This window comes from Kosakonia sp. CCTCC M2018092 (assembly GCF_003864115.1).
GTDB lineage: Bacteria > Pseudomonadota > Gammaproteobacteria > Enterobacterales > Enterobacteriaceae > Kosakonia > Kosakonia cowanii.
This window is the reverse complement of the sequence record NZ_CP034225.1, coordinates 2989368-3012846: the sequence shown is the minus strand read 5'-3', so window position 1 is coordinate 3012846 and position 23479 is coordinate 2989368. Positions and strand designations below refer to the sequence as shown.

The 23479-nt window shown below is 46.1% G+C and carries 19 protein-coding genes, 1 tRNA gene and 1 pseudogene; 7 read left to right on the top strand and 14 right to left on the bottom strand.

The features are described 5' to 3' along the window. The first annotated feature begins 120 nt into the window (after positions 1 to 120). Positions 121 to 741: a TfoX/Sxy family DNA transformation protein gene (locus EH164_RS14400; protein WP_023481698.1), complete on the top strand. Its 621-nt coding sequence runs from the start codon at positions 121 to 123 to the stop codon at positions 739 to 741. Here EH164_RS14400 and yccS read toward each other — a convergent pair. Together yccS and EH164_RS14390 are read right to left on the bottom strand one after the other, a co-directional pair. Next, the gene (gene yccS, locus EH164_RS14395) at positions 738 to 2864 is read right to left on the bottom strand and encodes a YccS family putative transporter (protein WP_124968817.1); all 2127 of its coding nucleotides are present in this window, start codon (positions 2862 to 2864) and stop codon (positions 738 to 740) included. The genes EH164_RS14400 and yccS overlap by 4 nt on opposite strands. Before the next feature lie 14 nt (positions 2865 to 2878). Next, on the bottom strand, positions 2879 to 3325 hold the full coding sequence (locus EH164_RS14390) for a YccF domain-containing protein (protein WP_124968815.1): 447 nt from the start codon (positions 3323 to 3325) through the stop codon (positions 2879 to 2881). 122 nt (positions 3326 to 3447) lie between these two features. Between EH164_RS14390 and helD the strand changes: the two genes are divergently transcribed. Continuing rightward, complete coding sequence (gene helD, locus EH164_RS14385; RefSeq protein WP_124968813.1) at positions 3448 to 5502, top strand: DNA helicase IV; 2055 nt, start codon at positions 3448 to 3450, stop codon at positions 5500 to 5502. Positions 5503 to 5527: 25 nt separating this feature from the next. Here helD and mgsA read toward each other — a convergent pair whose 3' ends face one another. After that, positions 5528 to 5986, bottom strand: coding sequence for a methylglyoxal synthase (mgsA, locus tag EH164_RS14380; RefSeq protein ID WP_023481788.1), 459 nt, complete (start codon positions 5984 to 5986; stop codon positions 5528 to 5530). A gap of 136 nt (positions 5987 to 6122) precedes the next feature. On the opposite strand from mgsA, the gene EH164_RS14375 reads away from it, so the two are divergent. Further along, complete coding sequence (locus EH164_RS14375) at positions 6123 to 6536, top strand: CoA-binding protein (RefSeq protein ID WP_124971480.1); 414 nt, start codon at positions 6123 to 6125, stop codon at positions 6534 to 6536. Positions 6537 to 6564: 28 nt separating this feature from the next. On the opposite strand, the gene hspQ is transcribed toward EH164_RS14375, so the two are convergent. Together hspQ and rlmI are read right to left on the bottom strand one after the other, a co-directional pair. Further along, the gene (gene hspQ / locus EH164_RS14370; RefSeq protein ID WP_023481608.1) at positions 6565 to 6882 is read right to left on the bottom strand and encodes a heat shock protein HspQ; all 318 of its coding nucleotides are present in this window, start codon (positions 6880 to 6882) and stop codon (positions 6565 to 6567) included. Positions 6883 to 6942: 60 nt separating this feature from the next. Then, a complete protein-coding gene (rlmI, locus tag EH164_RS14365) occupies positions 6943 to 8133 on the bottom strand; it encodes a 23S rRNA (cytosine(1962)-C(5))-methyltransferase RlmI (RefSeq protein WP_124968811.1) in 1191 nt (396 codons plus the stop codon). 91 nt (positions 8134 to 8224) lie between these two features. On the opposite strand from rlmI, the gene yccX reads away from it, so the two are divergent. Then, on the top strand, positions 8225 to 8506 hold the full coding sequence (gene yccX, locus EH164_RS14360; RefSeq protein WP_124968809.1) for an acylphosphatase: 282 nt from the start codon (positions 8225 to 8227) through the stop codon (positions 8504 to 8506). On the opposite strand, the gene tusE is transcribed toward yccX, so the two are convergent. Both tusE and yccA read right to left on the bottom strand, forming a co-directional pair. Beyond that, the gene (gene tusE, locus EH164_RS14355) at positions 8503 to 8832 is read right to left on the bottom strand and encodes a sulfurtransferase TusE (RefSeq protein ID WP_124968807.1); all 330 of its coding nucleotides are present in this window, start codon (positions 8830 to 8832) and stop codon (positions 8503 to 8505) included. The genes yccX and tusE overlap by 4 nt on opposite strands. Before the next feature lie 88 nt (positions 8833 to 8920). Further along, on the bottom strand, positions 8921 to 9580 hold the full coding sequence (gene yccA, locus EH164_RS14350; protein ID WP_124968805.1) for an FtsH protease modulator YccA: 660 nt from the start codon (positions 9578 to 9580) through the stop codon (positions 8921 to 8923). A 268-nt stretch (positions 9581 to 9848) separates the two neighbouring features. On the opposite strand from yccA, the gene EH164_RS14345 reads away from it, so the two are divergent. Next, entirely contained in the window at positions 9849 to 11477 is a 1629-nt protein-coding gene (locus tag EH164_RS14345) for an ABC transporter substrate-binding protein (protein ID WP_124968803.1), read from the top strand. 139 nt (positions 11478 to 11616) lie between these two features. After that, a tRNA-Ser gene (locus EH164_RS14340) sits at positions 11617 to 11704 on the top strand. A gap of 113 nt (positions 11705 to 11817) precedes the next feature. On the opposite strand, the gene EH164_RS14335 is transcribed toward EH164_RS14340, so the two are convergent. The 7 genes and pseudogenes from EH164_RS14335 to EH164_RS14305 form a co-directional block, all read right to left on the bottom strand. Then, the gene (locus EH164_RS14335) at positions 11818 to 12297 is read right to left on the bottom strand and encodes a hypothetical protein (RefSeq protein ID WP_124968800.1); all 480 of its coding nucleotides are present in this window, start codon (positions 12295 to 12297) and stop codon (positions 11818 to 11820) included. Beyond that, entirely contained in the window at positions 12290 to 13156 is an 867-nt protein-coding gene (locus EH164_RS14330; protein WP_124968798.1) for a transcriptional regulator, read from the bottom strand. The genes EH164_RS14335 and EH164_RS14330 overlap by 8 nt, the downstream gene beginning before the upstream one ends. 291 nt (positions 13157 to 13447) lie before the next feature. Then, a pseudogene (locus tag EH164_RS22940) lies at positions 13448 to 14170 on the bottom strand (fimbria/pilus periplasmic chaperone). Continuing rightward, complete coding sequence (locus EH164_RS14320) at positions 14115 to 15755, bottom strand: hypothetical protein (protein ID WP_124968796.1); 1641 nt, start codon at positions 15753 to 15755, stop codon at positions 14115 to 14117. The pseudogene EH164_RS22940 and the gene EH164_RS14320 overlap by 56 nt, the downstream one beginning before the upstream one ends. Then, entirely contained in the window at positions 15745 to 18276 is a 2532-nt protein-coding gene (locus tag EH164_RS14315; protein ID WP_370276837.1) for a CS1-pili formation C-terminal domain-containing protein, read from the bottom strand. The genes EH164_RS14320 and EH164_RS14315 overlap by 11 nt, the downstream gene beginning before the upstream one ends. Positions 18277 to 18294: 18 nt before the next feature. Next, complete coding sequence (locus tag EH164_RS14310) at positions 18295 to 18963, bottom strand: hypothetical protein (protein ID WP_124968792.1); 669 nt, start codon at positions 18961 to 18963, stop codon at positions 18295 to 18297. A gap of 53 nt (positions 18964 to 19016) precedes the next feature. After that, complete coding sequence (locus tag EH164_RS14305; protein WP_023481615.1) at positions 19017 to 19598, bottom strand: common pilus major fimbrillin subunit EcpA; 582 nt, start codon at positions 19596 to 19598, stop codon at positions 19017 to 19019. A gap of 1098 nt (positions 19599 to 20696) precedes the next feature. Between EH164_RS14305 and EH164_RS14300 the strand changes: the two genes are divergently transcribed. Next, the gene (locus EH164_RS14300; protein ID WP_124968791.1) at positions 20697 to 23435 is read left to right on the top strand and encodes a filamentous hemagglutinin N-terminal domain-containing protein; all 2739 of its coding nucleotides are present in this window, start codon (positions 20697 to 20699) and stop codon (positions 23433 to 23435) included. The last annotated feature ends 44 nt before the right edge of the window (positions 23436 to 23479 follow it).

The following is a 23479-nucleotide window of genomic DNA, read 5'->3' as shown; positions in this document are numbered from 1 at the left end:
TTTGTGAATGCGGCTCAATACAAAATTTGCTTGCCGTCGCGCGCACAGTTGCCTATGTTCCTGATTACTGGATCCGCTTACGGAAAAACGCATTACCAGGTGATTTATAAAGGAAAAATCATGGAAGACTTATCTTATCAACGGATATATCAATCGCGCGAATATCTCACTTCACTCGGTCAAATTAGCCATCGCGCCCACTTTGGTGGTTATAGCCTTGCAGTAGATAACATCGTTTTTGCGATGATAGCCGAGGGGGAACTTTACTTACGCGCCTGTGATGAAAGCGCACAGTATGATGTAGTCCGGCGTGCACCACTTTTAAGTCTCAACAAGCGGGGGCGTCAGATATCGTTAAATTATTTTTATGTTAGCGACAGTGTATGGGGTGACCGCGGCTTGCTGCTGAAGCTTTCTACGCTTGCGCTTGATGCGGCAAAACGGGAGAAAGCGCAGCGCGAAAAACTTTTTCGTCTGCGCGATCTACCCAATATCTCCAGTCAACTCGAGTTTCAACTGCAGCAGGCCGGCATCAAAGATGCGCAAATCCTGCGGCTACTTGGTGCAAAAGTTTGCTGGCTCCGACTTCGGAAAATGAACAAACAACTCAGTGTAAAAGTGTTATTTGCACTGGAAGGGGCCATTGTCGGCATTCATGAAGCAGCGCTTCCGGCGAGTCGACGGCAGGCGCTGCTTGAGTGGTCTAATGATGTGATGAATAAAGGAGCAAACCCTCTCTAAACTATTTGGTTTTTTAAACGAGAAACCTCCGGCAATAACGCTATCAACAGGCCAACCTGTTGTAATACCAGCGGCTCTTTGCTGTCAGGGCGCGGATCCAGTTGCTTGATGCGCTGCGATAAATCAGCAAGCGCATCCTGCACCCGCCCCTGATCGGCAGGCGAATGGTGGAGGGCATCATCTACATAACACACCGCATCATCCAGTAGACGCAACGCTTCAGGTTGGGTTAATTGCTCGCGATGAGCTCCCAGCGCAGAAATGTAGCTTATAAAGGTCTGATTAAGGCAAAGCAATCTGAACGCCACTTCACGCAGCTCAGGTGAGGTGCCAGGTTCTGAAGACATATTCGACACGACCGAAGCCAGTTCAGCATCGCGGTTGTAAGCGTTACGCCTGGCGATGCGATAGGCAAGCCGGTTATCGCGCCCCTGATGATACTGCTCGAGGATCGCGTCAAGATAACGGCAGTTGGCGTTAAATGCCTTCTCCGTGACGCTCGCAAGGTTTCTGAAGCGCCAGTCCGGCCAGATAAAACTTACTGCCGCCCAGGCAATAGCGCAGCCAATTAACGTATCAATGATGCGCGGGATAGCCACTTCGAATCCCTCGCCAAGCAGGTTGAAACAGAGTAATACCAGCAGCGTGATGAACATTGTGGCATGGGCATATTGCACCGTGCGGAATGAGAAAAAGAGCACGCCGGTAATAACAATCAGCAGCAACTGCCCCTCTTGCGAAGGAACAAAATAGAGCACCGGCAAACCTATCGCCACGCCGACCAGCGTGCCGATGACGCGTAAGCTCAGACGATGGCGCGTCGCATTATAGTTCGGCTGGCAAACGAACAGGCTGGTTAACAGGATCCAGTAGCCATGTTGTAAACCGGTGAGATGGATAAAGGCGTAGCCGATACAGAGCACGACCGACATCCGCACCGCATGGCGAAACAGGGCAGATTCGGGTGTCAGGTTTTGGCGCAGGCGTAACCAGACGTCGTGTAAGCCGTTCAGACTGTCGTCGGCGAGCTGATTTTCCGTCTCGCCATGCGCCTGAGGATGAGGCTGTCCTGATTCAATCGCTGCCAGTTGTGCGTCAATAGCACGTAGATTATCCAGTAAAAACCCGAGCGCTTTGACATGTTCGGGAGTCGTTTCCCCGCTGCTTTTTATCCGCGCCAGCGCGGCGTCAAGGTGAAGGAATACCCGTTCAAAACGGCTATCATGCTGATAGGGTTCACGCAGCAAAATAGCGCGGGAGAGCTGTGCGCAGGCCTGAGATTGCATCGAAAGGAGGCGTTGAAAGCGGAACATAATGTCGCTATAGCGAAAATGCTCGCGCAGGGTTTGATACTGAATGTGCGATGAGCTCGCGCGTTCATGGATATCTTGTGCCGCAAAGTAGTAATGCAGCGCCTGGCGCGTGCTTCGCTGCCCACGATCGCCTCGTAAACGGGTGAGCATTGTGCCCTTGGTCTGATTAAGCGTAGTGACCAGTTGGCTATTTGATAAGGCTAATTCATATAAAGGTGCCTGACTGGGTTCCTCAATATCAGGATCGAAAAGGCGTGATTTCAACTCCAGATAGTGCGCAAGCTGCTCATAGCACCGCGCCAGATTGTCCTGCAGCGCGCGAACGGGGAAAACCAGATGCCCGACCATCGTCAGTACGTTGAACCACACGGCGCCAGCCAGCAATAGCAAGGGTTGCTGGTACCAGTGTTCGAAAAGCGAGACGCCCAGCATGGTGTAGACAGCAATCAGCAGCGCACCAAAGGCAATAGTGGCATATCGTTGACCTAACCCACCCAGCAAGATAAAGCCGATAGTTGAGCTTACCAGGCCAAGCGCGAATAGCCATGGCCAGGGGAATAGCAACTCCACCGATGCCGAAGCGATAAAAAAGGAGACCAGCGTGATGACCAGGTTTTTTAACCGCCCGGTAAGGCGGTCATCGAGGTCGGCCAGCGCCGCAGCAACCACGCCAAGAGTTAATGGAATAGTCAGTTTAACTTCGCCAAGGTGCCACGGTAACGCAGCGGTGCCGCAAAGGGCGATAAAGATCCTGACGTTATACAGCCAGGCGCTGTTCCATGTATAACGGCGAAGCAAGGGGCTCAACATAAGAGGGGATCCGATTACTGAAAACGACGACGCGCGTTGGCTTCACGTGCAGCCCGTGCCGTTTCAACGGAAACAACACGACGCCCCACCGGCCACAATGCGATAGCGGCGATTTTAAAATTCGCCACGCCAACCGGGATACCAATAATTGTCAGGCATTGAGCCACGCCGGCAATGATATGCATCACGCAAAGCCACCAGCCGAACAGGATAAACCAGACAACATTCAGTAAGGTTCCCCCAGCGTTCAGCAGACCATTCTTACCGTCTGGAGAGAGTTCATCGACATGAACCGCCTCATTTCCCCACGGAATCAGGGAGAGCTTGGTGATCTCCCAGCATGAACGCGTGAGCGGAAGGGTCACGATTAACAGCACGCTAACAACAGTTGCCACCAGCCAGCCCAGTGTCGTGGCAAAACCACCGAGGACAAAATTCAGGATATTCAAAATGGTACGCATAAAACCTCATTTGAGTTCCGGGTACTGATCATTGCGGCAATTGTAACGATTTTTTGGACTGGAGCACCAATTCTCTGACAGGTAAACTGGCAATAATTGTCACAAGCTGAGATCACCAAGAGATGGAACTGAAAGCGACTTCCCTGGGAAAACGCCTGGCGCAGCACCCGTACGATCGCGCGACCATCCTGCATGCAGGTATAAAAGTAGCGGGTGACCGCCATGAATACCTCATTCCCTTCAACCAATTATTGGCGATTGAGTGTAAGCGGGGCCTGGTTTGGGGAGAGATGGAATTTCAGCTGGCTGATAACAAAGTGGTGCGCTTGCATGGCACCGAGTGGAGTGACACGCAGCGTTTTTACCACCTTCTGAATGAACGTTGGCGCAGCTGGAGCTCGGAGATGAGCGAGGTGGCGGCAGAACTCCTGTCGGGCCAGCTGGCGCTTATCTCTGAACGTATCGATCCGTCCAGATGGTTGACGCGTAGCCAGTTGACCGGCGTACAGCATCAGTTGCAGGAGGCTTTTTCTGCGCTTCCGATACCCACCAGCCGTCTGTCAGAATTTGATAATTGCCGCACGCTCTGGCAACAGTGCCAGGCATGGTTGCTGGATGTTGAAGGACGTCGGGCGGAACATAATCACGCCTTTACCGAAACGATGTTAAAGCAGTATGCGAGCTTTTTTGAACAGGTTGAAAGCTCGCCTCTGAATCCGGCGCAAGCAAGAGCCGTGGTCAATGGCGAGCACTCCCTTCTGGTATTGGCTGGGGCTGGCAGCGGCAAAACCTCGGTGCTGGTGGCGCGCGCCGGTTGGCTACTGGCACGCGGCGAGGCATCTGCCGATCAAATTCTTCTGCTCGCCTTCGGCCGTAAAGCAGCGCAGGAGATGGATGAGCGCATCCGCGAGCGGTTGCATAGCGATGAGATCACCGCGCGAACTTTTCATGCGCTGGCTCTCTATATCATTCAGCAAGGCAGCAAGAAAGTGCCTGCACTGAGCGAGCTGGAAAATGACACTAACGCACGATTGGCGCTGTTAACCCAAACCTGGGTGCAGCAGTGCAGCGAGAAAAAAGCGCAGGCTAAAGGGTGGCGGCAGTGGCTGGAAGAGGAGCTGGGCTGGCATATTCCTGAAGGGAATTACTGGGATGACGAGGCGTTACAGCGGCGAGTTGCACCACGTTTGGACCGCTGGATAAGTTTGATGCGCATGCATGGTGGCGCTCAGGCGGAAATGATCGCCAGCGCGCCGGAAGAGATACGCGATCTCTTTGCCAAACGCATCAAATTAATGGCTCCATTGCTAAAAGCATGGAAGAGCGCGCTTAAGGCAGAGAACGCCGTCGACTTTTCGGGTCTTATTCATCAGGCCATCAACGTGCTGGAAAAAGGACGCTTTATCAGCCCGTGGAAGCATATTCTGGTGGATGAGTTCCAGGATATTTCACCCCAGCGGGCTGCTCTGCTGGCGGCGTTACGCAAACAGAATACGCAAACAACGCTTTTTGCAGTCGGCGATGACTGGCAGGCCATATACCGCTTCAGCGGCGCGCAACTTTCGCTTACCACCGCTTTTCATCACTATTTTGGTGAAGGCGATCTCTGTGCCCTTGATACAACGTATCGTTTTAATTCCCGCATCGGTGAAGTGGCGAACCGTTTTATTCAGCAAAACCCCGCGCAGCTCGCCAAGCCGCTTAACAGCTTGCTGGCAGGTGATAAAAAATCCGTGACGCTGCTGGCAGAGGATCAACTTGATGCGCTGCTCGATAAGCTAAGCGGCTTCGCGAAGCCGGATGAGCGGATCCTGCTGCTGGCTCGCTATCATCACGCCAGGCCGAAAAGCCTCGACAAAGCGGTTACGCGATGGCCGAAACTGCAACTGGATTTTATGACTGTCCATGCCAGCAAAGGGCAGCAGGCTGACTATGTCATTATTGTTGGGTTAAAAGAGGGGCCGGACGGGTTTCCTGCGCCAGCGCGGGAATCAATTATGGAACAGGCGCTTTTGCCTGAGGAAGAGGAATTTCCTGACGCGGAAGAGCGTCGTTTGCTCTATGTTGCACTGACGCGAGCACGTAAACGCGTATGGTTACTCTTCAACAAGGATGAACCATCACGCTTTGTTGAAATACTCAAATCGCTGGATGTACCCGTTGCCAGGAAGCCCTGAACGCAGGCGGCTTTGCCGCCTGACGTTACTTCAACCGCTCAGCCAGATAGCGCTGATAGTCTGGAATCAAAATATCAACGCTGTGGTTAAATTGCGGGGATTCGATAATAAAATCGGCGGTTGAGAGGTTGGTTGCCACAGGAATATTCCATACCGTTGCCAGGCGAAGCAGGGCTTTTACGTCAGGATCGTGAGGTACCGCGTTTAGTGGATCCCAGAAGAAAATAAGTACGTCGATTTTACCTTCAGAGATGAGTGCGCCGACCTGCTGATCGCCACCCATCGGGCCGCTTAACATCGCATTCACTTCCAGCCCGGTTGCACGTTGAATCAGATTGCCGGTAGTGCCGGTTGCATACAGTTGATGTGCTGCCAGCACGGGCTGGTGCCGCTCAACCCATTTCATTAATAACTGCTTGCAGTGATCGTGCGCGACAAGGGCGATGTTCTTGCGTACGGGTAGCGTACGAGTGGTTGATTCCATGATCTATTTCCGTCAGTGATGTTTGCTACAGATTACTGGAAGCACTTGATGCTGCAAGAGAAGCGAATAAAAAAAACAGAAAATGGTTGAGTTACCCCGATTGATTTACACTTTGTAAAATCAAGCGGAGGAAATGATGAAAGAGACCGATATTACCGAGATTTTACGCGCTACGCATACCATCGCTCTGGTTGGCGCGAGCGACAAACCCGATCGTCCGAGTTACCGCGTCATGAAGTACCTGTTAGATCAGGGCTATCACGTGATACCTGTTTCGCCAAAAGTAGCGGGCACGACGCTGTTGGGGCAGCAGGGGTATGCCACGCTGGCAGAAGTGCCAGAAAAAATTGATATGGTGGATGTATTCCGCAACTCTGAAGCCGCATGGGACGTTGCGAAAGAGGCGATCGCCGTGGGGGCGAAAACGTTATGGATGCAGCTGGGCGTGATTAACGAGCAGGCTGCTGTGCTGGCACAGGAAGCGGGGTTAAACGTAGTGATGGATCGCTGCCCGGCGATTGAAATTCCGCGGCTGGGTTTGGCTAAATAAAAAATACCCCGCCGGTTGCGGGGTACGATCAGTTTCGCAGTCTTGGTGCCTGCAACTGACGCCTGATGGTGCGCGCCAGTTCATCCATTGAAGGCTGTTCAGGATGTTCATCCGTTATTTCGCTGGTGAGCTGCGCTTCGGCCAGATAAGTGTGGACGGGTTGACCGTCGTCATCTTCCATCACTACGTGGTACCAGGGCAGTATGCGTAACTCGTCATTGACCGCCAGCTCGTCAGCTGACGGCTCATCTAGCGAGTACTCTGGGTCGATATCGACCACTACGCCAAGATACCCCAGCAGTGAGTGGCGAACCTGCTGACCGATACCGAATTTGCTGGCTATCATTGTCACCTCCCGGGAACCTTAGATAACCCCAAATATGGGGGCGCGGCTCCAGATTTCAACTTACATGACGCGACAGGCAAACCCTTTCAGATAAAGCCCTTCCGGGTAGGTTGCGATCACCGGGTGATCGGCGGCCTGGCGGAACTGGTCTATAAATTGTATATCACGCCCGGCATCTAAGGCGGCATCAGCGATGATTTTCTGAAATAAATCGGTGGTCATCAAACCTGAGCAGGAGAAGGTCAGCAGCACGCCGCCGGGATTGAGCAACTGAATAGCCAGCATGTTGATATCTTTGTAGCCGCGGCACGCACCCATTAGCTGGCTTTTGTTTTCAACGAATTTCGGCGGATCCATCACAATCACATCGAAGGTTTCGCCCTGATCGCGATATTTACGCAGCAGTTTAAATACATCATCGCGTACAAATTCCGCTTTACTCAGATCGAGCTTATTCAGAGTGACGTTCTGCTTCGCAACGTCCAGCGCTTCCTGTGAGGTATCGACGCTAACGACCTCGCGACAGCCGCCCATCAGTGCGGAGACGGCAAAGCCGCCGGTGTAAGAGAAGCAGTTAAGCACACGTTTGTCAGCCACATAGCGACGGGTCGCCAGGCGGCTGTCGCGTTGATCGAGGTAATAACCTGTCTTGTGCCCGCCCTGAATATCAACAAACAGCTTCATGCCGTTCTCTTCGATTGGCAGCAGCGGAGGGGGAAGCTCGCCCAGTACCGGACCTTGTGTTAACTCCAGCCCCTCTTTTTTTCGCACCGCGACATCACTGCGATCGTAAATAGCGCATTCCGGATAGAGCGTTTGTAGTGCAGAGAGGAGTGCCGGACGCTGATATTCCGCACCGGCGCTCAGCAGTTGCAGCACCAGAAAATTGCCGAAACGGTCGATTGTTACGCCAGGTAAGCCGTCAGACTCGCCTGCAATTAGCCGGTAGCTGTCCAGACCATCGCGTCCGGCGAGCCAGTTACGCCACTGCTGCGCTTGCTGTAAGCGGCGGGTAAAGAAGTCGATATCCACGCTTTCGTCTTTATCAAATGTCCAGACGCGTGCGCGGATTTGTGAAGCGGGAGAGAGCGCTCCGCGGGCCAGCCATTTACCCTGATGATCGACAATATCCACGGTTTCTCCGAGGCTGGCTTTACCTTCCATTCGCGCCACGGCGCCGGAAAACACCCAGGGATGACGACGCAACAATGACTTCTCGCGTCCTTTGGCTAACACTAAACGTACACTCATATTTGGCTATTCTGTCGGCTGAAGAAAATGGGCGCTATTGTCACGGGTTCGCCGGGTAAATGCAACGCGCCCGCATTGATGGAGATAAGATATGGCTCAAGTTTGCAAAATCACCTGGGTATATGGCAGCGTACAGGGCGTTGGATTTCGCTATACCACGCAACACGAAGCGCAGCGTCTGGGATTAGTTGGATATGCGCGAAATCTGGATGACGGCAGTGTTGAGGTGGTTGCCTGCGGTGAGGCTGAGAATGTCAACAAACTGATCGAGTGGTTAAAAGCGGGTGGGCCGCGTAGCGCGCGGGTCGATAAGGTTTTGACCGAGCCTCATCAACCCGACAGAGAGTGGAGTGATTTTGGGATCCGCTACTAGATGCACTTAACCGGTTTAGGCAGGCCCGCAATTTTCGTGGCCTGTTTTGCCGGCCCTTTTGGAAAGAGACGATAGAGATAGCGGCTGTTGCCTTTCTCTTCGCCATATTTATTGGCCATTGCCTTTACTAACATGCGAATCGCAGGCGAAGTATTGAACTCCAGATAAAAGTCGCGCACGAAACGTACCACTTCCCAGTGCTCTGGGGAGAGAGAAATGCTCTCTTTCTCGGCGATCGCCTCTGCCAGCGCTTCGCTCCACAGCGATGTCTCTTTCAGATAGCCTTCGCTATCTGTTTCTATTTCTTTACCTTCAAAGATCAACATAGTTTCCACAACGGCTGTTTATGACGGCGGGAGTGTAACAAAAAACAAGGCCCCGCATAAGCGGGGCCTGATTGAGAAGGCATCGTCGTTAGTCTCTGCTGGCGAAACCCAGGATGCTAAGCAGGCTGACAAAAATGTTGTACAGCGATACATAGAGGCTCACGGTTGCACGAATATAGTTCGTTTCGCCACCATGAATAATATTGCTGGTTTCATACAAAATCGCGCCAGTTGAGATCAGGATAAACACTGCGCTAATTGCCAGGTGCAGGGCAGGGAGCTGAAGGAAAATATTCGCAACCATACCGATCAGCACAACCACGATACCCGCCATCAGCATACCGCCAAGGAAGGACATATCCTTGCGGGTTGTCAGCACATAGGCTGAACAGCAGAAAAAGACCAGCGCGGTACCGCCGAGCGCCAGCGCAATGACGTCACCCATGCCGGCAGACAAATACGTGTTCAGCATTGGGCCGAGGATATACCCAAGGAAGCCGGTAAAAGCAAACGCAGCAATAATACCGCTCGGCTTATTCGCCAGTTTGTAGGTTAAGAACATCAAACCATACATCCCCACCAGCGTCAGGATAAGACCCGGCGAAGGGAGCATCAGTACGGTACTTGCAGTTGCTGTGATCGCAGAAAAAGCCAGGGTCAGACTGAGCAGAAAATAGGTATTACGAAGAACTTTGTGCGTGCTCAGCAGGGAGGTGCGGTCACGCGAAGAAGTAATTAGACGATCCATAAGCCACTCTCTTATGACAGATGTAATTAGAAGTCGAGTCTAGGAAAGTCTTGCTTGCTGTAAAAGACGTTTTACCCATCTTTACTCATCGCAGCGGCTGCTGATGCCTGTTTTATCGATAAAAAATATGATTAGAAGATTCTGGGAACAAATGTGATGCAGAGCCATATTTATCTCTTATATCGCTCGAAATGTTTTGCCGTCTAATCTTTAGCACGTTAAGAGTGTAATTGCGTCGGTATATAACAAATTTCAAAGGCGAATGGATATGAAACCACAAACACTAAACAACATTACTCACGTTTTATTTGCAGTCGGGATGATGTGCGCAACGACACAGGTTTACGCGGCAAGCGTACCCGCGGGGGTTGAACTGGCGGCAAAACAGGAATTAGTGCGTAACAACGGCAGCGAGCCGGCATCGCTGGACCCGCATAAAGTTGAGAGTGACATCGAGTTCAATATTATTCGCGATATGTTCGATGGGTTGCTGGCAGTCAAAAAGGATGGTTCTATCGAGCCGCTTTTAGCCGAAAAATGGGAAAACAAAAATAATACTGTCTGGACGTTTCATTTACGCCCGGGGATCACCTGGTCGGATGGTACGGCAATTACAGCTAAAGATGTGGTCTGGAGTTGGCAGCGTCTTGTTGATCCGAAAACGGCCTCTCCTTACGCCAGCTATCCGGGCAATATGCATATCCTCAATGCAGAAGATATCGCACAGGGTAAAAAACCAGTTGATTCGCTGGGTGTAAAAGCAGTGGATGACTCGACTCTTGAGGTTACCCTGACTCAACCGACAGCCTCTTTTTTATCTATGTTGGCTCACCCCTCAATGGTTCCGATCGATCCAGTGCTGGTTAACCGCTTCGGTGATAAATGGACAAAACCGGAACATATCGTCACCAGCGGAGCGTATAAAGTGACTGATTGGGTGGTCAACGAGCGCATCGTGGCGGAACGTAACACGCGCTACTGGAACAATAAGGCGACAGTGATCAATAAAGTCACCTATCTACCTATTAGCGCGGAAACTGCAGATGTAAACCGCTTTAAGGCCGGGGAAATTGATATTACCTACACAATTCCTGTGAATCAGTTTGCCCAGCTACGTAAAACATTTGGCGAGCAGGTTAGCGTTGAGCCTCAACTGGCGACCTATTATTACGAGTTCAATACCACTAAACCCCCCTTCAACGATCCACGCCTGCGCCGCGCGCTTAATATGGGGTTAGATAAAGATATTATTGCTGACAAAGTGATGGCGCAGGGTCAAAGGCCAGCATGGGTCATCAGCCAGCCAGAAATCGGCGGAGTGAAGTTATCTCCGCCAGATTATTCCACATGGCCGCGTGAAAAACGCCTTGCAGAGGCGAAGAAATTGTTAAACGAGGCGGGTTTCAATGAAGCGCACCCTCTAAGTTTTAACCTTCTCTACAACACGATGGAGACGCATCAACGGATTGCCATTGCTGCGAGTTCAATGTGGAAAAAAAATCTTGGCGTAGAGGCAAAGCTGCAGAATCAGGAGTGGAAAACAATGCTGGATACGATGCATACCGGCAATTTTGACGCTGTGCGCTATGCATGGATCGCAGATTACGATGATGCAGCGACCTTCCTGAATAACTTCCGTACCGGAAGTAGTGAGAATACAAGTAAGTACAGCAATTCGGCCTATGATGAGGCGCTGGATAATGCAGCGAAAGCGAAAGATGTTGCTGAGCGAGGAAAATATTATCAGCAAGCAGAAGACATTCTGGCGCGTGATGTACCGGCAATACCGGTTTACCACTATGTACGCACACATCTGGTGAAACCATGGGTGGGTGGTTTCAATCCCGATCCGCTGGGTTACTACCTTACTCAGGATATGTACATCAAAAAGCACTAGATCTATATCGTAGCCGCTTCTTTATTGAGCACTATGTCGATGTTTAGAGCGATTAACGTGTGTTTGAACGTTTTTCGCGCAAACGAACATTATCACGCTTTACATGAAGGGCGAGGATGTTTATAGTGCGCCTCACACCGGAAGTGTGGCCGAGCGGTTGAAGGCACCGGTCTTGAAAACCGGCGACCCGAAAGGGTTCCAGAGTTCGAATCTCTGCGCTTCCGCCATATCTGATAAGGGGTTACCGAAAGGTAACCCCTTGTTTTTTTGCTTCGCAAGAAAGTCCCGCTATACGCCACTTAAAAAATATTAAAGAGCCAGCTTACGGCTTTATCGCCAATCACCTGGTACAGACAAACAAAGGTCGTTTACCGACACTGAATAGAAAACTGCTACTTCCTTGCGGTTGAATTGCATAATTTACCCGCCTATGAGGGTAGACATAAAAGGCCGGCAGGACAGTAGCGATAACATCCTCAGGTAAACTTTCAACGTTATCGACCTTATTAATATTGGTTGATAAAAGGTGAAAAGTGTTTTTGTTCTCAACCCACGTATAAGCAACATCCCTCCTTATCGTGTCCTCCATATAGTTGGGATGACGGTAACGCCCACTGACAGAGACGATACCGCTGTGGGTTCGTCTGTTGTACATAAAGTCGAGTGTCAAATTAGCTTGCGCATTCTTGTTAAAAACAACAACAACCGCCGTGCAGGTTTCCGCAGCGCGGGAGTGTGTCGTTACCATGAGGTACAGATAGCCGAATCCGAAACCTGCAAACAGGAAAATTATTAATAAGCTAACCCTCTTTTTAGTCATCTCGGTTTATTCCAGTAATATGGAGAGAGATACATCCTGGCGAAGATTCCGTTGTATATTTTTTTTTACAAGCTAGCGCGGTCAAAGTGGGTGAGGTTACGGAAAGGGGGAAATAGATCCAGGGATAGCTTTTGCAACTCAATCCCGTATTCAGAATTAAGGTTTTGTATTTTGAATAGGGATTATTGTTATCATGAATGTCATTCCTGGTGTGAAGATGACAGCCGCTGTCCGTTTCTGTAAGCGTATATGTGTTAAAGAAGGCGGGTTCAGCATGCTTGTACCAAATGAAGCTCGTGACAATGAAACCAGTGACAAAAGAGATAAGAACCAGCAGAAGAGGTAAAAGTAAATTCTTAATTCTATTGTCATCTTCGCCAGCTAATGGTTGTGAAGCCGGAGGTAACCCAGGCTCCGGCGAAGCATCTTCATCCGCTGGAACTACACTCTTTTCGTGCAGATCAAGGCCCGGGACGTCAATAGTGGGAAGTTCAATCTTGTTATCTGTCCTGACAATATCATCCTGTTTAATGATTCTGACGCCATCATCAATTTGAAAGCCTTTACGAGGGATGGTGGCGATAAGTTTTTGATCCGTATCGCCCACTGCGCGCAGTCCGCGGCGGACAATAGAAATATTCTGATAGAGGGTATTGGCGGGAACCAACATACCTTCCTCTTCCCATACTTTCTTGAAAAAATCTTGCTGTAAGACAATATCGGGAGAGGCTTCAAGTAATAACAGAAGACACCGACTTGCTGGTGTGGTTAAGATCACACTCACTTCAGGGTTTTTAAGGGAGGTTAATTTCTTTAAAACGGGCCTGAATTCAATATATTCGTTTATAATCCAGTGCATATGCCTATCAACGCAGCCAGAGCTGAGTTCCTTATCAACATTCCATATTTAAGACAGTCATTACTCCATCTGGTAATTTCAACATGATGGGAGAGCAATTTCCATGTTTTTTTATGACTTAAATGAATATTGATTCGGTGGCTTTAAGATCTCAAATCATCAATTTTCTTATATGAAAGCTTAACGTGATGAATGCTGAAATGAATTTCTCGTTAAATCCAGTATCTATTTTTTTATGCGTGGATGGCTGAACGGATAATAAACATTAAAAATATAAACTTCAGTGATGAGTTAGGAGCATTTATCATGTACTTTTATAAATGCCTCGTTATAAAGTATGAAAATTTCACCTGCCTTTTTAACATGACCACTGTTGAGTTTCTCTCCGGGCCGGAGATACCATGTTGTACTGGCATCCTCACTGGCTCCACATCCAGGTTTTAATAGCAACTTAAACCAGGTGTTTCCTCTGTTAGCTACCTCTCCTTTAGAATGATCCAGAGACCATTTGAAATTTATCTTACGAGGTCTCACGACAAGAATTGTGTCCATTACTATCACCGGCACCATACTTATGATGCTGTCATTAGCGCTCTTTGATGTTCTGTTTTGAGGTGGGATCTCTTCGAATGCAACGCGGTAGTAACGTTCTTTATCATCTGCAGGACCATGCTAATAAAACTTGAAGAAATCACTCTCCCCGGATTGCAGCATCATTTGTCGTGGTGCAAACAATAGCTCCCCATCAGCAGGTTGAGAATAAACTTCAGATATACCTGGGCTGTCAATTGCCCTGATAGTTATACGATAAAGTCGCGGGGATTTATTATTATTTACTACCAATTTAGCAAACATACTACTTTCGGCATCAATCGAAAAGGTTTGATTGCCAACATAAATCGCATTTGCAAAAAATGGTGCTAGCAAGAAAATAAAGCAGAAATAGTTTATCACTTTTTTAATTAACATTGCGCCAGGTCGCCTTAATTCTAATTTCTCCCGATGCGCTAACATCCCCGAACCATGTGGAATCATTTAATGTATATAGAGAGCGCTCATCGTTCATGGGAATGGAGAAGCGAACATTTGATTTATTCATCAATCCCATTGCCCCATTTGAGCTGAACCATGGTGTTGATAACCAAAACGCATCAGTCATATCGCGCCATAGCCCATCGCAGCCGACATCGTATGTTTTATTAACCCCATTTCTGGTTTTATACGTTAATGATGCGGGAAAAGGAACCTGAGTCAGGTTTTTGAATGACTTGAATATACACCAGGAACGCCCATGGATCTTTTGTGTTGGGCCTGTCACGCTAATTAGTACTTCATCAGCGGAAGTTTTACCGTTTGTCGTGACGATATAATCAAAATCAAGTGAAGGGCTGTTTCTCCCAATTCTTCCGGAGCGAGAGGGGTGTTGGACATAATCAGTAGAAATTATGCTCACACTAAACTCTCTCGGCTTAATGATAAGCTGACTGGAAGTGGAAAATTCATACCAGCCTGATTCAGGTGCAAGAGCGTTATGCATTCTGAAATTAAAAAGATCGTTAGTGTTACTGTCGCTGATGCCCAGTTTAATCATCTGCTTGAAAAAATTATGGGAAAAGAAAATATAAACACTCTTTTTTCCTTTCATTTCGTTAAATGTGAAGTAATGACTTGTTTTACTCACGGTCTTCCATGTGTTGCTATCCAGACTAAATTGCATATCCGCGGTGTTAATTGCAGATTCGAGTGCAGGTTTATTTATTGAGGGAAAGATTTTTATTGTGGAGTTGCTCATTCCATTGTCACGTAAGGAATAAGTGAGCATTTTGCAGGCCAGACCGGAAAGTTTTCCAATAACCAGTGGGTAACAGCCAGAGTTGCCTTCGCCAAGTGTCGGAACACCATCGCTGTTAATGAAGACTTCTGAAATACCGTTAGTATTCTCAAACTTCAGATGAGCGCCTTTTGTATAAGACACTTTGCGAACGTACCAGTTACCAGAGCCCATATAGCGGCAGCGTTGACCAGATTTAGCGCTATAACTTTCCACTGTAGTACATGTGTTAATGGTCATGGTGAAGTTACTTCCCACGGAAGCATTATTCAGATAATGATAAAATTGATCGCTCATCATCCCATGCATCCATTTAGCTCCTCCTGATGGTACAGACACGCCATAAAATCCTGCCGCATCTGTAGCTTCTGGCAAAATCAAGCTTGTCGCCATATCGCAGCCTTTGTACCAGTTAATGCAGCGTAACCCAGTAATTAAATGTGATGTCGGCGCGTTTTCCAGCCACATATCGAAACGACGGTTACTCAATAAAAGCGTATTATAGCCATTGTCAATATAACCAAGACTCTGCTGATAAATAGTTCCGGAACCATTGTATTTTAGTCCCGTCCAGCGGTTGGAGCCCGTCATTCGTGGATCCAGCACACCAGCAGGAGTAACAAAAAAATTATCGTTGTTATTATTTTCTACGAAAACATATTCACGAGTAGGCGCGTCGGAAAAGACTGTTTTGGTAATGGCTCCTGCAATATTAACTTTTAAGAAGACTAATAAAAAAGTTAAGAACCAATATGAATTAACCTTCATTAGCCTCTCCATCAACCATTGTACTGGCGAACGTTTTCAACCCCTGGCAAATAATATCGCCTACCCAAACTGCACCTCGAGCATTACTAATATCAAGATCTGCTTCGCAAAGTTTATTATCGTCGTAGTTGAAATCAACAGTAGGGAATTTCTTATCAATATCCATCACGAACTCGCCATTACTATCCGTGCGTGTTCTCCCTATGTGGTTATTAATGTGGGCATTAGCAAGCAGCGTTCCGTCCTCTGCATGTATCCGGCCCGAAACGGTTACCATCTGTTTGATTTCAGGCACCATTGTTACAACATTGCCTGGATAGAGTGTAAATTGACCTTTCCTACCATTGGCAATGTTATAGCTATCGATAGATTTTTTACTATTAAGAATCTCAATTTCATAACGTGAGTAAGGATCCAAAGGAAGGTAGTTACGTTTACCCAGCAATGGGAAAAGACGACCATTAACCCTTGCAGTGAGTTGGCCATCATGTTCAATGTCAGTACGTAATATCACACCAGCGTTACCCTCAGTGCTGCCGCTCATACCTATCTCACTTCCTTGCCAGCCGATGCTCCCATTAGCCGTAAAGTTTGTGCTTAAGTATCCATCAAGGCCGCTATTGACACTTAATGTACCTGTTGAAAAACGATTCTCATATTTCGTCCATGCAGTGGCACTTAAATTCTTATTATTACTATTTTTTCCAGAAATACCGCGGGAGATATCGGCACCAATAGCTTGTATAGCATCACCCTCGTCGAACTGCTTCTGAGCTGAGATGTTTGCCATAGCATAGCCATTCTGTTGTGTTATGCCGGCTCGAAAAGCGCTTCCGAGCGGGAGCAGAAAATCAAAAGCAACATATTTTTGCATGCGGACTGCTTGCCGGCTATTGCTATGCTGGTAGCGTTGCATGCCTGCGCGTAGTCCTAATGAACCAAACTGTCCGTTGTAAAGGGTCTGCGTATAATCAGCAGTATAATAATGGCTATTATGTTGGCGATCTCTGTTATAACTTGCACTTAAGGAACCTAGCGGAGCCCAAAGCGCGCTGAGATTTAATGATGCGCCAATTGCGATATTAGTAGCATCGCTGCGCCGAAGGGTATTTCCTATTGATGTTTTTTCCTGGCTTAACCATATAGAACTAAACTTTCCGGGCATAGTTGCATTTAGACTACTAATGGAACTCCAGGACCCATCTGTAGCTAACATATTTTGCATGCTGATCTGTAACGTTTCGGTAATGGGCCATGAGAGCTGAAGTTCTCCGACAGTCACTGAGTCATAGTTGTATGCTGAAGCCATCCAGGCTAACGCATTAAGCCCACCGGAAGTGGACAAGCCTAGCAGAAGACTATTTTTAGCTTTCTGGACATCCCTTGCGCCGGTCTCCCATCGCTCCATATGTATATTGCCTCCCCAAAATTGCCAGCGGAATGGCATTCCCGCAGATTTACCTCGCGCAAAAATTTTGTTAACACGTTGAATAGTTTGGCTTATATGTTGACCATTAACGATTACATCGACTTTGATATCGTAAATTCCATAGGGGAGGCCGCTGGTGTCAACTTCATGACTGCCCATACTGAAGTTCTGTACGCTGAGAAGTTTATCCTCCCGGGAAAGATGAACTTCGCCAGCAGAGGGCAAGAAAACAATGACGGGGATAACGGAATGCGAATCATTGAAGACCGTTGACTGCGCATGATTGCCCCAGGAAAAACCATAAATTTTTCCAGAAGGAAGCGCAGTGACCGATCCAAGAGACTGTAAGTTCCAGGAGTCTAACATGCCACCAGCAAGTCTATAGCCTGAAAAATCACGTTCGTACATGGCACGATAGAGTTGAGCCTGTTGGGAATTCGATCCCAGGCCGTATACAGTGCCATTCATCATTAAATGGTGCTCTTTTAACGCTGTAACAGAATCGAATGAAAGATAATTTGAAGTACTACTGTCTCCCCCCTTCATCTTATTGTTATAAATGCCAAAGTTATAACTAAGTGTACTACTAAGATTTGCTGCACTTGAATCACCGATATCCTCGAGTTTAGGGCGAAAAAGGGTTTTAAGTGCTTGCTGAGTGACAATCATTTGCAACGTAAGTTGCTGAAAGTTTAGATACAACCAGGCATTAGCGGTAAGGGGTATTTTAGACTCTTCATTAAATGGAATATCTTTGAGACTATTAATTTTTGACCGTGTGAGATCATTTAAAGACGCATTGCCACTCTGATCTTCAAGCTCGATTAAACGTACTTTTACCATATTATCATCGAGCCAAATGGAAGCTGTACCGATACGCTGATCATCCTGTGTACCAGAAACCCCATTTAGATGGATGTATAATGGGATACTCATACCATCTTGTAATGCTTTTCTAAAGGCATCAGGAACCATGATGCCGGCGACATGTAAACTCTGAAGAGGAGAAGAATTAACTTCATTCATGCCAGCAAAGAAAATGGCTGTATAAGTAACGCAAGCTTGAAGGGTTTTATTCTCGACAATGCGCACAGACAACATCTCCCAAAACTATTTGACTGAAACGAAATGATTCTCTTGCCAAAATGCTACGCGGCCACTTTTATCTGCAACATTTACTCGCGTGAATGTTCGCGACTTTCCGGGCATAAGATAGTAATTTTCTTTGCAAGACTCCCCATCAGTTGGTTTCAAGCATGGGCCATAGGCGATAATACGTAATGTCGCATTTCCTGGATTGGTGATTTTTCCTGCTGAATATTTATATTCGTATTTTGCTTTACGAGGCGCGACAACCAATATAGAACTAATAAGCGCTGACGCTGTGGCAACAGCATGACGCTTTGCGTTGCTCCTTTTACCTTCGCTCAACGATTGATCAGACCAAAGAATTCGGTAATAACGTTCTTTATCGTCAGCCGGTCCTTTATAGAAAAAACGGATAGTCTCATTGCTTTTAGCGGGAAGTAATAAACTTCCTGGTGTCAAAAGAAGTTCGTTTCTACTCTCCATAGGAATGATGCTACCTCCTTCTAGAGGGTTGGTTATTCTTTCAACTCTGATATTAATAAGGCGTCCTGTATCGGTGGAGTTTTTTATCTCTTTACTGATAACAGTGCTGTCGCTATACATAAAAGAAGATATATCACCAATGTCTAACGCATAAGCCGGCATCATTACAGTTAAAGAAAGGTTACATGCAAAAAAAATTTGTTTCATAATTCATTCTCCTAAAAAAAAAGGAGCGGTCCCTCGCTCCTCAATTAATGGAATTAGCTAGTCCAGGTTGCATCAAACTGGACGCTAACATCGCCACTCCAGATACCTTCTGGCAATACGCTCAAATCAGTTGCAGGCGTTGTGCCGTCAGTAGTTGCATTTGCAATTGAGAATGTAAATGCATCCTGACCAGCAAAGCGACCTGCTTTATTATAATTAGAAGCAATATTGCTCAGACCACCACTTTTACCTGTAACGGTGTCAACAAGAACTGTATCAGACGTTTTATCGACCGCATTACCGAAGTAATTAACTCCAACATTCAGCGTTGACCCTGATCCATCAAGCTGCGTTAGCGTGTTACTTACTAATCGTGAGGTTAGTTTGAATGCCGTTGCGCTTGAATCTCCTTCAATTGCAACGTCAAAAAGACCTTTTTGAGTATTGAACCCTTTAACGCCCTCAGCGTATTGGAATGAAAGGCTTCCCAGAGGCGTTACAACTAATTTACTGGTAGTATCTTTCTTTGCTGTTGCGGACCATGTCGCCACAGCCTGTGCTGTAGTATCAGCTGCCTGAACTGCACCCATGCTAAAAGAAGACAACAATGCAAGCGCTAAAATTTTACGTTTCATAAATGCACCTTACTCTTAATGGTTTTAACCTTGAAGGTTCCTTGTATTAACAAGGCTTTTTTTTAGTCGGAATTCACTACTATGTAATCCGATTAAAAGAAGCTGAAGGATATAACTTGCATAAGTGTGCTAATAACAAGTCAATACTGTACATTTACGCTCGATAGCGAACATGTGAACACTCGAATCAATCGCAATCTCACGTAAAGCCACTGCTTCCGACAAAAATAATAACCTTGCCGCAAAATGATTGGGTAGTAATAAATTGTTAACTAACCAATAAATAATATGTGTTAAATTATTGATCTCTTTTTACATGAGGGAATGCGGTTTTCTGCTGCGTTCATAACATGTTTGTAACGTATAGATGTCACATCGATAAGATCTCTTATCCCTTTTTAAGAACAGCATAGGCATTATTTAAATGATATATTTATTATTTAAGGAATATATATGCCATTGCCTTATAAGAACTCAACTTCCGGTGTTGATTTCATAAAATAATATAAATGTTAAGCATGTGGCTATGTGGAAGAATTCTTATGCTAACAGTGCAATCTCTATGGGGTTATATAGCCAGAGGAAAGGTAAGAACTCATTGTTGCTACTCATGTGAATTTTTTAATATAGGGTTTTTTTACTAGTGAAAAATCCATATTAATTATGTGAAAGCTTCTTAAATTCATGAGTGCTATGTTTGTTTTGCATAATGCTTTGAATTTAATGATAAAATGGAAATTCACCTTAAATTACTCTAGTAAATACCAGTCTGTTTTTTAAGGATAATTCACTTGTTTTAATGCGTTCTTTAGCAATAATTAAAAAATTCCTATTAGCTCTTCAGGGTTTAGAAGGGTGTAAGATAAATACACGTCGGTCGTTACTTAAACTTAGTCAGGAACGTGTATTATTTTTTTGTATGGCTAGTTCGATTTTGCATGCTGAAATTAGCGTTAAGATAAATATCGGAGCTCCAGTATTAGGATACTTTTAATCTGCAAAACGAGTTTAGATGCCTGCATGAAGTAGTTAAAAAGTCGATTTAGTAAGCGACTAAACTCATCTTAATAAGTTGCATAAATTACAGGTAGGAAATCAATGAAAGGTGAAAGAAAAACACGGGTTTTGATGAGATTCAATCCAGTAGCGACTTCTATTCTACTCGCTCTACCAGTTTTTGCTCAAGCAGCCGATCTTAATATCAAAAATGGTACTATAGTCAATTCAAATGGCGTACCCGTAATCAATATTGCCAATCCCAATGATAATGGTCTCTCTCATAACATTTATGATGATTTCAATGTTGGTAAGAACGGCGTAATTTTCAATAATAGCTCCTCTGGTACAAATACCGTAATTGGGGGAGCCATCGCGGGTAATAACAATCTTACCTCTGGTAGCGCCAAAGTCATCCTTAATGAAGTCACTTCTAATAAGACCAGTATGCTTGAAGGCCTGATGGAAGTTGCAGGAGACAAGGCTCATTTAGTTATCGCTAACCCTAATGGTATCTCCACGAGCATGGGAAGCGGCTTTATCAACACCAGTAAAGCCACTATCACAACCGGTAAACCGGATATTCAGAACGGCTTGTTGAGAGGTTATTCAGTTAGTGGCGGTATTATCACTCTCAAAGGACTAATGGGTTCTTCGCCTACAGAGATTCTTGCTCGCTCTGTTGCAGTTCAAGGACAAATTGTCACCGATGAACTCACCGTCATCGCCGGTAATAATTATATTAATAAAGATGCAGAGGTCTTAGGACATGTAACGGCAAGCGGTGTCAGAAACACATACGCTGTGGACGTTTCAGATCTGGGTGGCATGTACGCTAATCGCATCAATCTAATCAGTACTGAAAGCGGAGTAGGTGTAAGAAATACAGGCACTATTGCAGGTGGTGCTGATGATATCCATATTGACGTAAATGGTAAGTTTATTAACACTGGCGGTGAGGTCCAATCGGTTAGCGGCACTAACATCAAAACTAATGGTGTGCTGGAAAACACCGGTGGAAATATCTCCGCTAAAGGCCAGGTATTTATTAATACGACAAATAATTCGTTAAATAATACCAGTGCCGGTATTATTTCCTCAGAGTCCGATATTTATATAGATAGTGGCGAGTTAGATAATAAAAACGGTAAAATTGCTTCTGGCGGTGTGTTAGGCATCAATACAAATGGCAAAACGCTAATCAACAGTGGTAAGGGCAGTTCTGCAGGTCTGGAAGCAACTGTTGTCGCGCTGAAAACAGGTAAGTTAGATAACCGGACTGGGCAGATTAGGGGCGGCGCCCTTGCATTCGAAACTTCTGAGATAACCAATGTTGGAGGCGAAATTCAATCTGCTGGTAAGATTGATATAATTAGTTCCGGAAATATTGATAACACTAAAGGTCTTATCAGGTCTCAAGCAGGTGGCATTCAGATTGAAACGGCTAAGTATTTTATCAACAAAGACAATATCACTGCTGATGCTACTAGTAACGATTCCTTAGGGTTAATTGCAGGTGACAACGGAATCAAATTAAAAGCAGGCACGATTAATAATTCGACTGGTGGAATAAGTTCATCAGGGACAATCTCACTGGAAAGTAGTAGTACGATTAACAATCGTAATGGGAAAATAGCCTCTGATAAAGCCGTGTCGCTTTCTGCCATTGGCAATATCGACAACTCAAGTGGAAGGCTGCTATCGAAAGACACCGTCTCGATTATTGGTTCTACAATGGACAATAGTCTTTATGTCGGTCAAATTATGGGAGATCGTGGGATTAAAATAGATTTGTCTGGGTATTTTAACAACCACATCGGTTTAGTAAGTTCACAATTTGGTAACGTTGACATTAAAGCTAAAAATGTCAAAAACGTTGGTGGAATGATTCTTGGTAAAGATATCTCAATCAAAACCGAAGCAGACGTTGATAACTATCATGGGTTAATGGTTGCAAATAATATTCTCAATATTGATGCTAAGACCAATGTTAATAACACCTATGGTGAAGATTTCGGATCGTGGTATGGTAATTACTTCGGAATACCGGGCCAAATTGGTGGGTTAATTGGCACTAATGGCGTAACAATCAACGCTCAGTCTATTAATAACACTCATAGCCGTATTATTGCTGAGCATGGTCCGTTAAACTTGAATGTCGCAGAAACAATTGATAACTATCGTGCCTTGATAGCCAGTGGCGGTGATGCAAAAATTAATGCAAAGCGCTTGATTAATAATTATGCCACGCTTCACAGTGCCGGCGATCTTAGTATCGATGTTGATTCACTGTCCAACTACAGTTCTGGTACCATCGAAAACAATGATGCAACAGGGATAATTTCGTCCGATCGATATCTTTCACTAATTGTTGGGAGTAGTTTTAACAATTATGGATGGATTAGCAGTAAGCAGAATGCTTTAGTTCGTGTTGCAGGCGCGTTGCATAATTACAATACGATTTCTTCTGATAATACATTGGAAGTTGATACAAGTGGCACCCTTACCAACGAAAAAAATATTGCAGCAGGAACCGTGCTTTATGTTGAATCAGATGGCAGTGTCGTCAATAGCAGCAAAGGCAATATGGTTGGTAGCTCCGCGTTTATCAAAGCCGCAGTTGATTTAACTAACTATGGTAATGTCGTTGCCTGGGATTATCTCGATGTCAATGCTGCTCGCACGATCTATAATTACAAAAATATTTTTACTGAAGGCAACGCAGTAATTACTTCGAAATTAATACACAACTCTGGGTCTAATGCTGTTTTAGGTGGTGAAAGGGGACTTGTACTTACTACCTCACAGTTGACCGGCTCAGGCACTATCGTTGGTTTATGATTTAAAAAAATTATTAAAGCAGCAGCGCCGCTGCTGCTTTAAAT

Coding starts and splice junctions, on each gene's coding strand:
- EH164_RS14335 (WP_124968800.1), bottom strand. CDS start 12,297: ATGACTAAAAAGAGGGTTAGCTTATTAATAATTTTCCTGTTTGCAGGT.
- rlmI (WP_124968811.1), bottom strand. CDS start 8,133: ATGAGTGTACGTTTAGTGTTAGCCAAAGGACGCGAGAAGTCATTGTTG.
- EH164_RS14345 (WP_124968803.1), top strand. CDS start 9,849: ATGAAACCACAAACACTAAACAACATTACTCACGTTTTATTTGCAGTC.
- EH164_RS14320 (WP_124968796.1), bottom strand. CDS start 15,755: ATGAAGGTTAATTCATATTGGTTCTTAACTTTTTTATTAGTCTTCTTA.
- mgsA (WP_023481788.1), bottom strand. CDS start 5,986: ATGGAATCAACCACTCGTACGCTACCCGTACGCAAGAACATCGCCCTT.
- EH164_RS14300 (WP_124968791.1), top strand. CDS start 20,697: ATGAAAGGTGAAAGAAAAACACGGGTTTTGATGAGATTCAATCCAGTA.
- EH164_RS14375 (WP_124971480.1), top strand. CDS start 6,123: ATGAAAGAGACCGATATTACCGAGATTTTACGCGCTACGCATACCATC.
- yccA (WP_124968805.1), bottom strand. CDS start 9,580: ATGGATCGTCTAATTACTTCTTCGCGTGACCGCACCTCCCTGCTGAGC.
- EH164_RS14310 (WP_124968792.1), bottom strand. CDS start 18,963: ATGAAACAAATTTTTTTTGCATGTAACCTTTCTTTAACTGTAATGATG.
- tusE (WP_124968807.1), bottom strand. CDS start 8,832: ATGTTGATCTTTGAAGGTAAAGAAATAGAAACAGATAGCGAAGGCTAT.
- EH164_RS14400 (WP_023481698.1), top strand. CDS start 121: ATGGAAGACTTATCTTATCAACGGATATATCAATCGCGCGAATATCTC.
- yccX (WP_124968809.1), top strand. CDS start 8,225: ATGGCTCAAGTTTGCAAAATCACCTGGGTATATGGCAGCGTACAGGGC.
- yccS (WP_124968817.1), bottom strand. CDS start 2,864: ATGTTGAGCCCCTTGCTTCGCCGTTATACATGGAACAGCGCCTGGCTG.
- EH164_RS14330 (WP_124968798.1), bottom strand. CDS start 13,156: ATGCACTGGATTATAAACGAATATATTGAATTCAGGCCCGTTTTAAAG.
- helD (WP_124968813.1), top strand. CDS start 3,448: ATGGAACTGAAAGCGACTTCCCTGGGAAAACGCCTGGCGCAGCACCCG.
- hspQ (WP_023481608.1), bottom strand. CDS start 6,882: ATGATAGCCAGCAAATTCGGTATCGGTCAGCAGGTTCGCCACTCACTG.
- EH164_RS14390 (WP_124968815.1), bottom strand. CDS start 3,325: ATGCGTACCATTTTGAATATCCTGAATTTTGTCCTCGGTGGTTTTGCC.
- EH164_RS14305 (WP_023481615.1), bottom strand. CDS start 19,598: ATGAAACGTAAAATTTTAGCGCTTGCATTGTTGTCTTCTTTTAGCATG.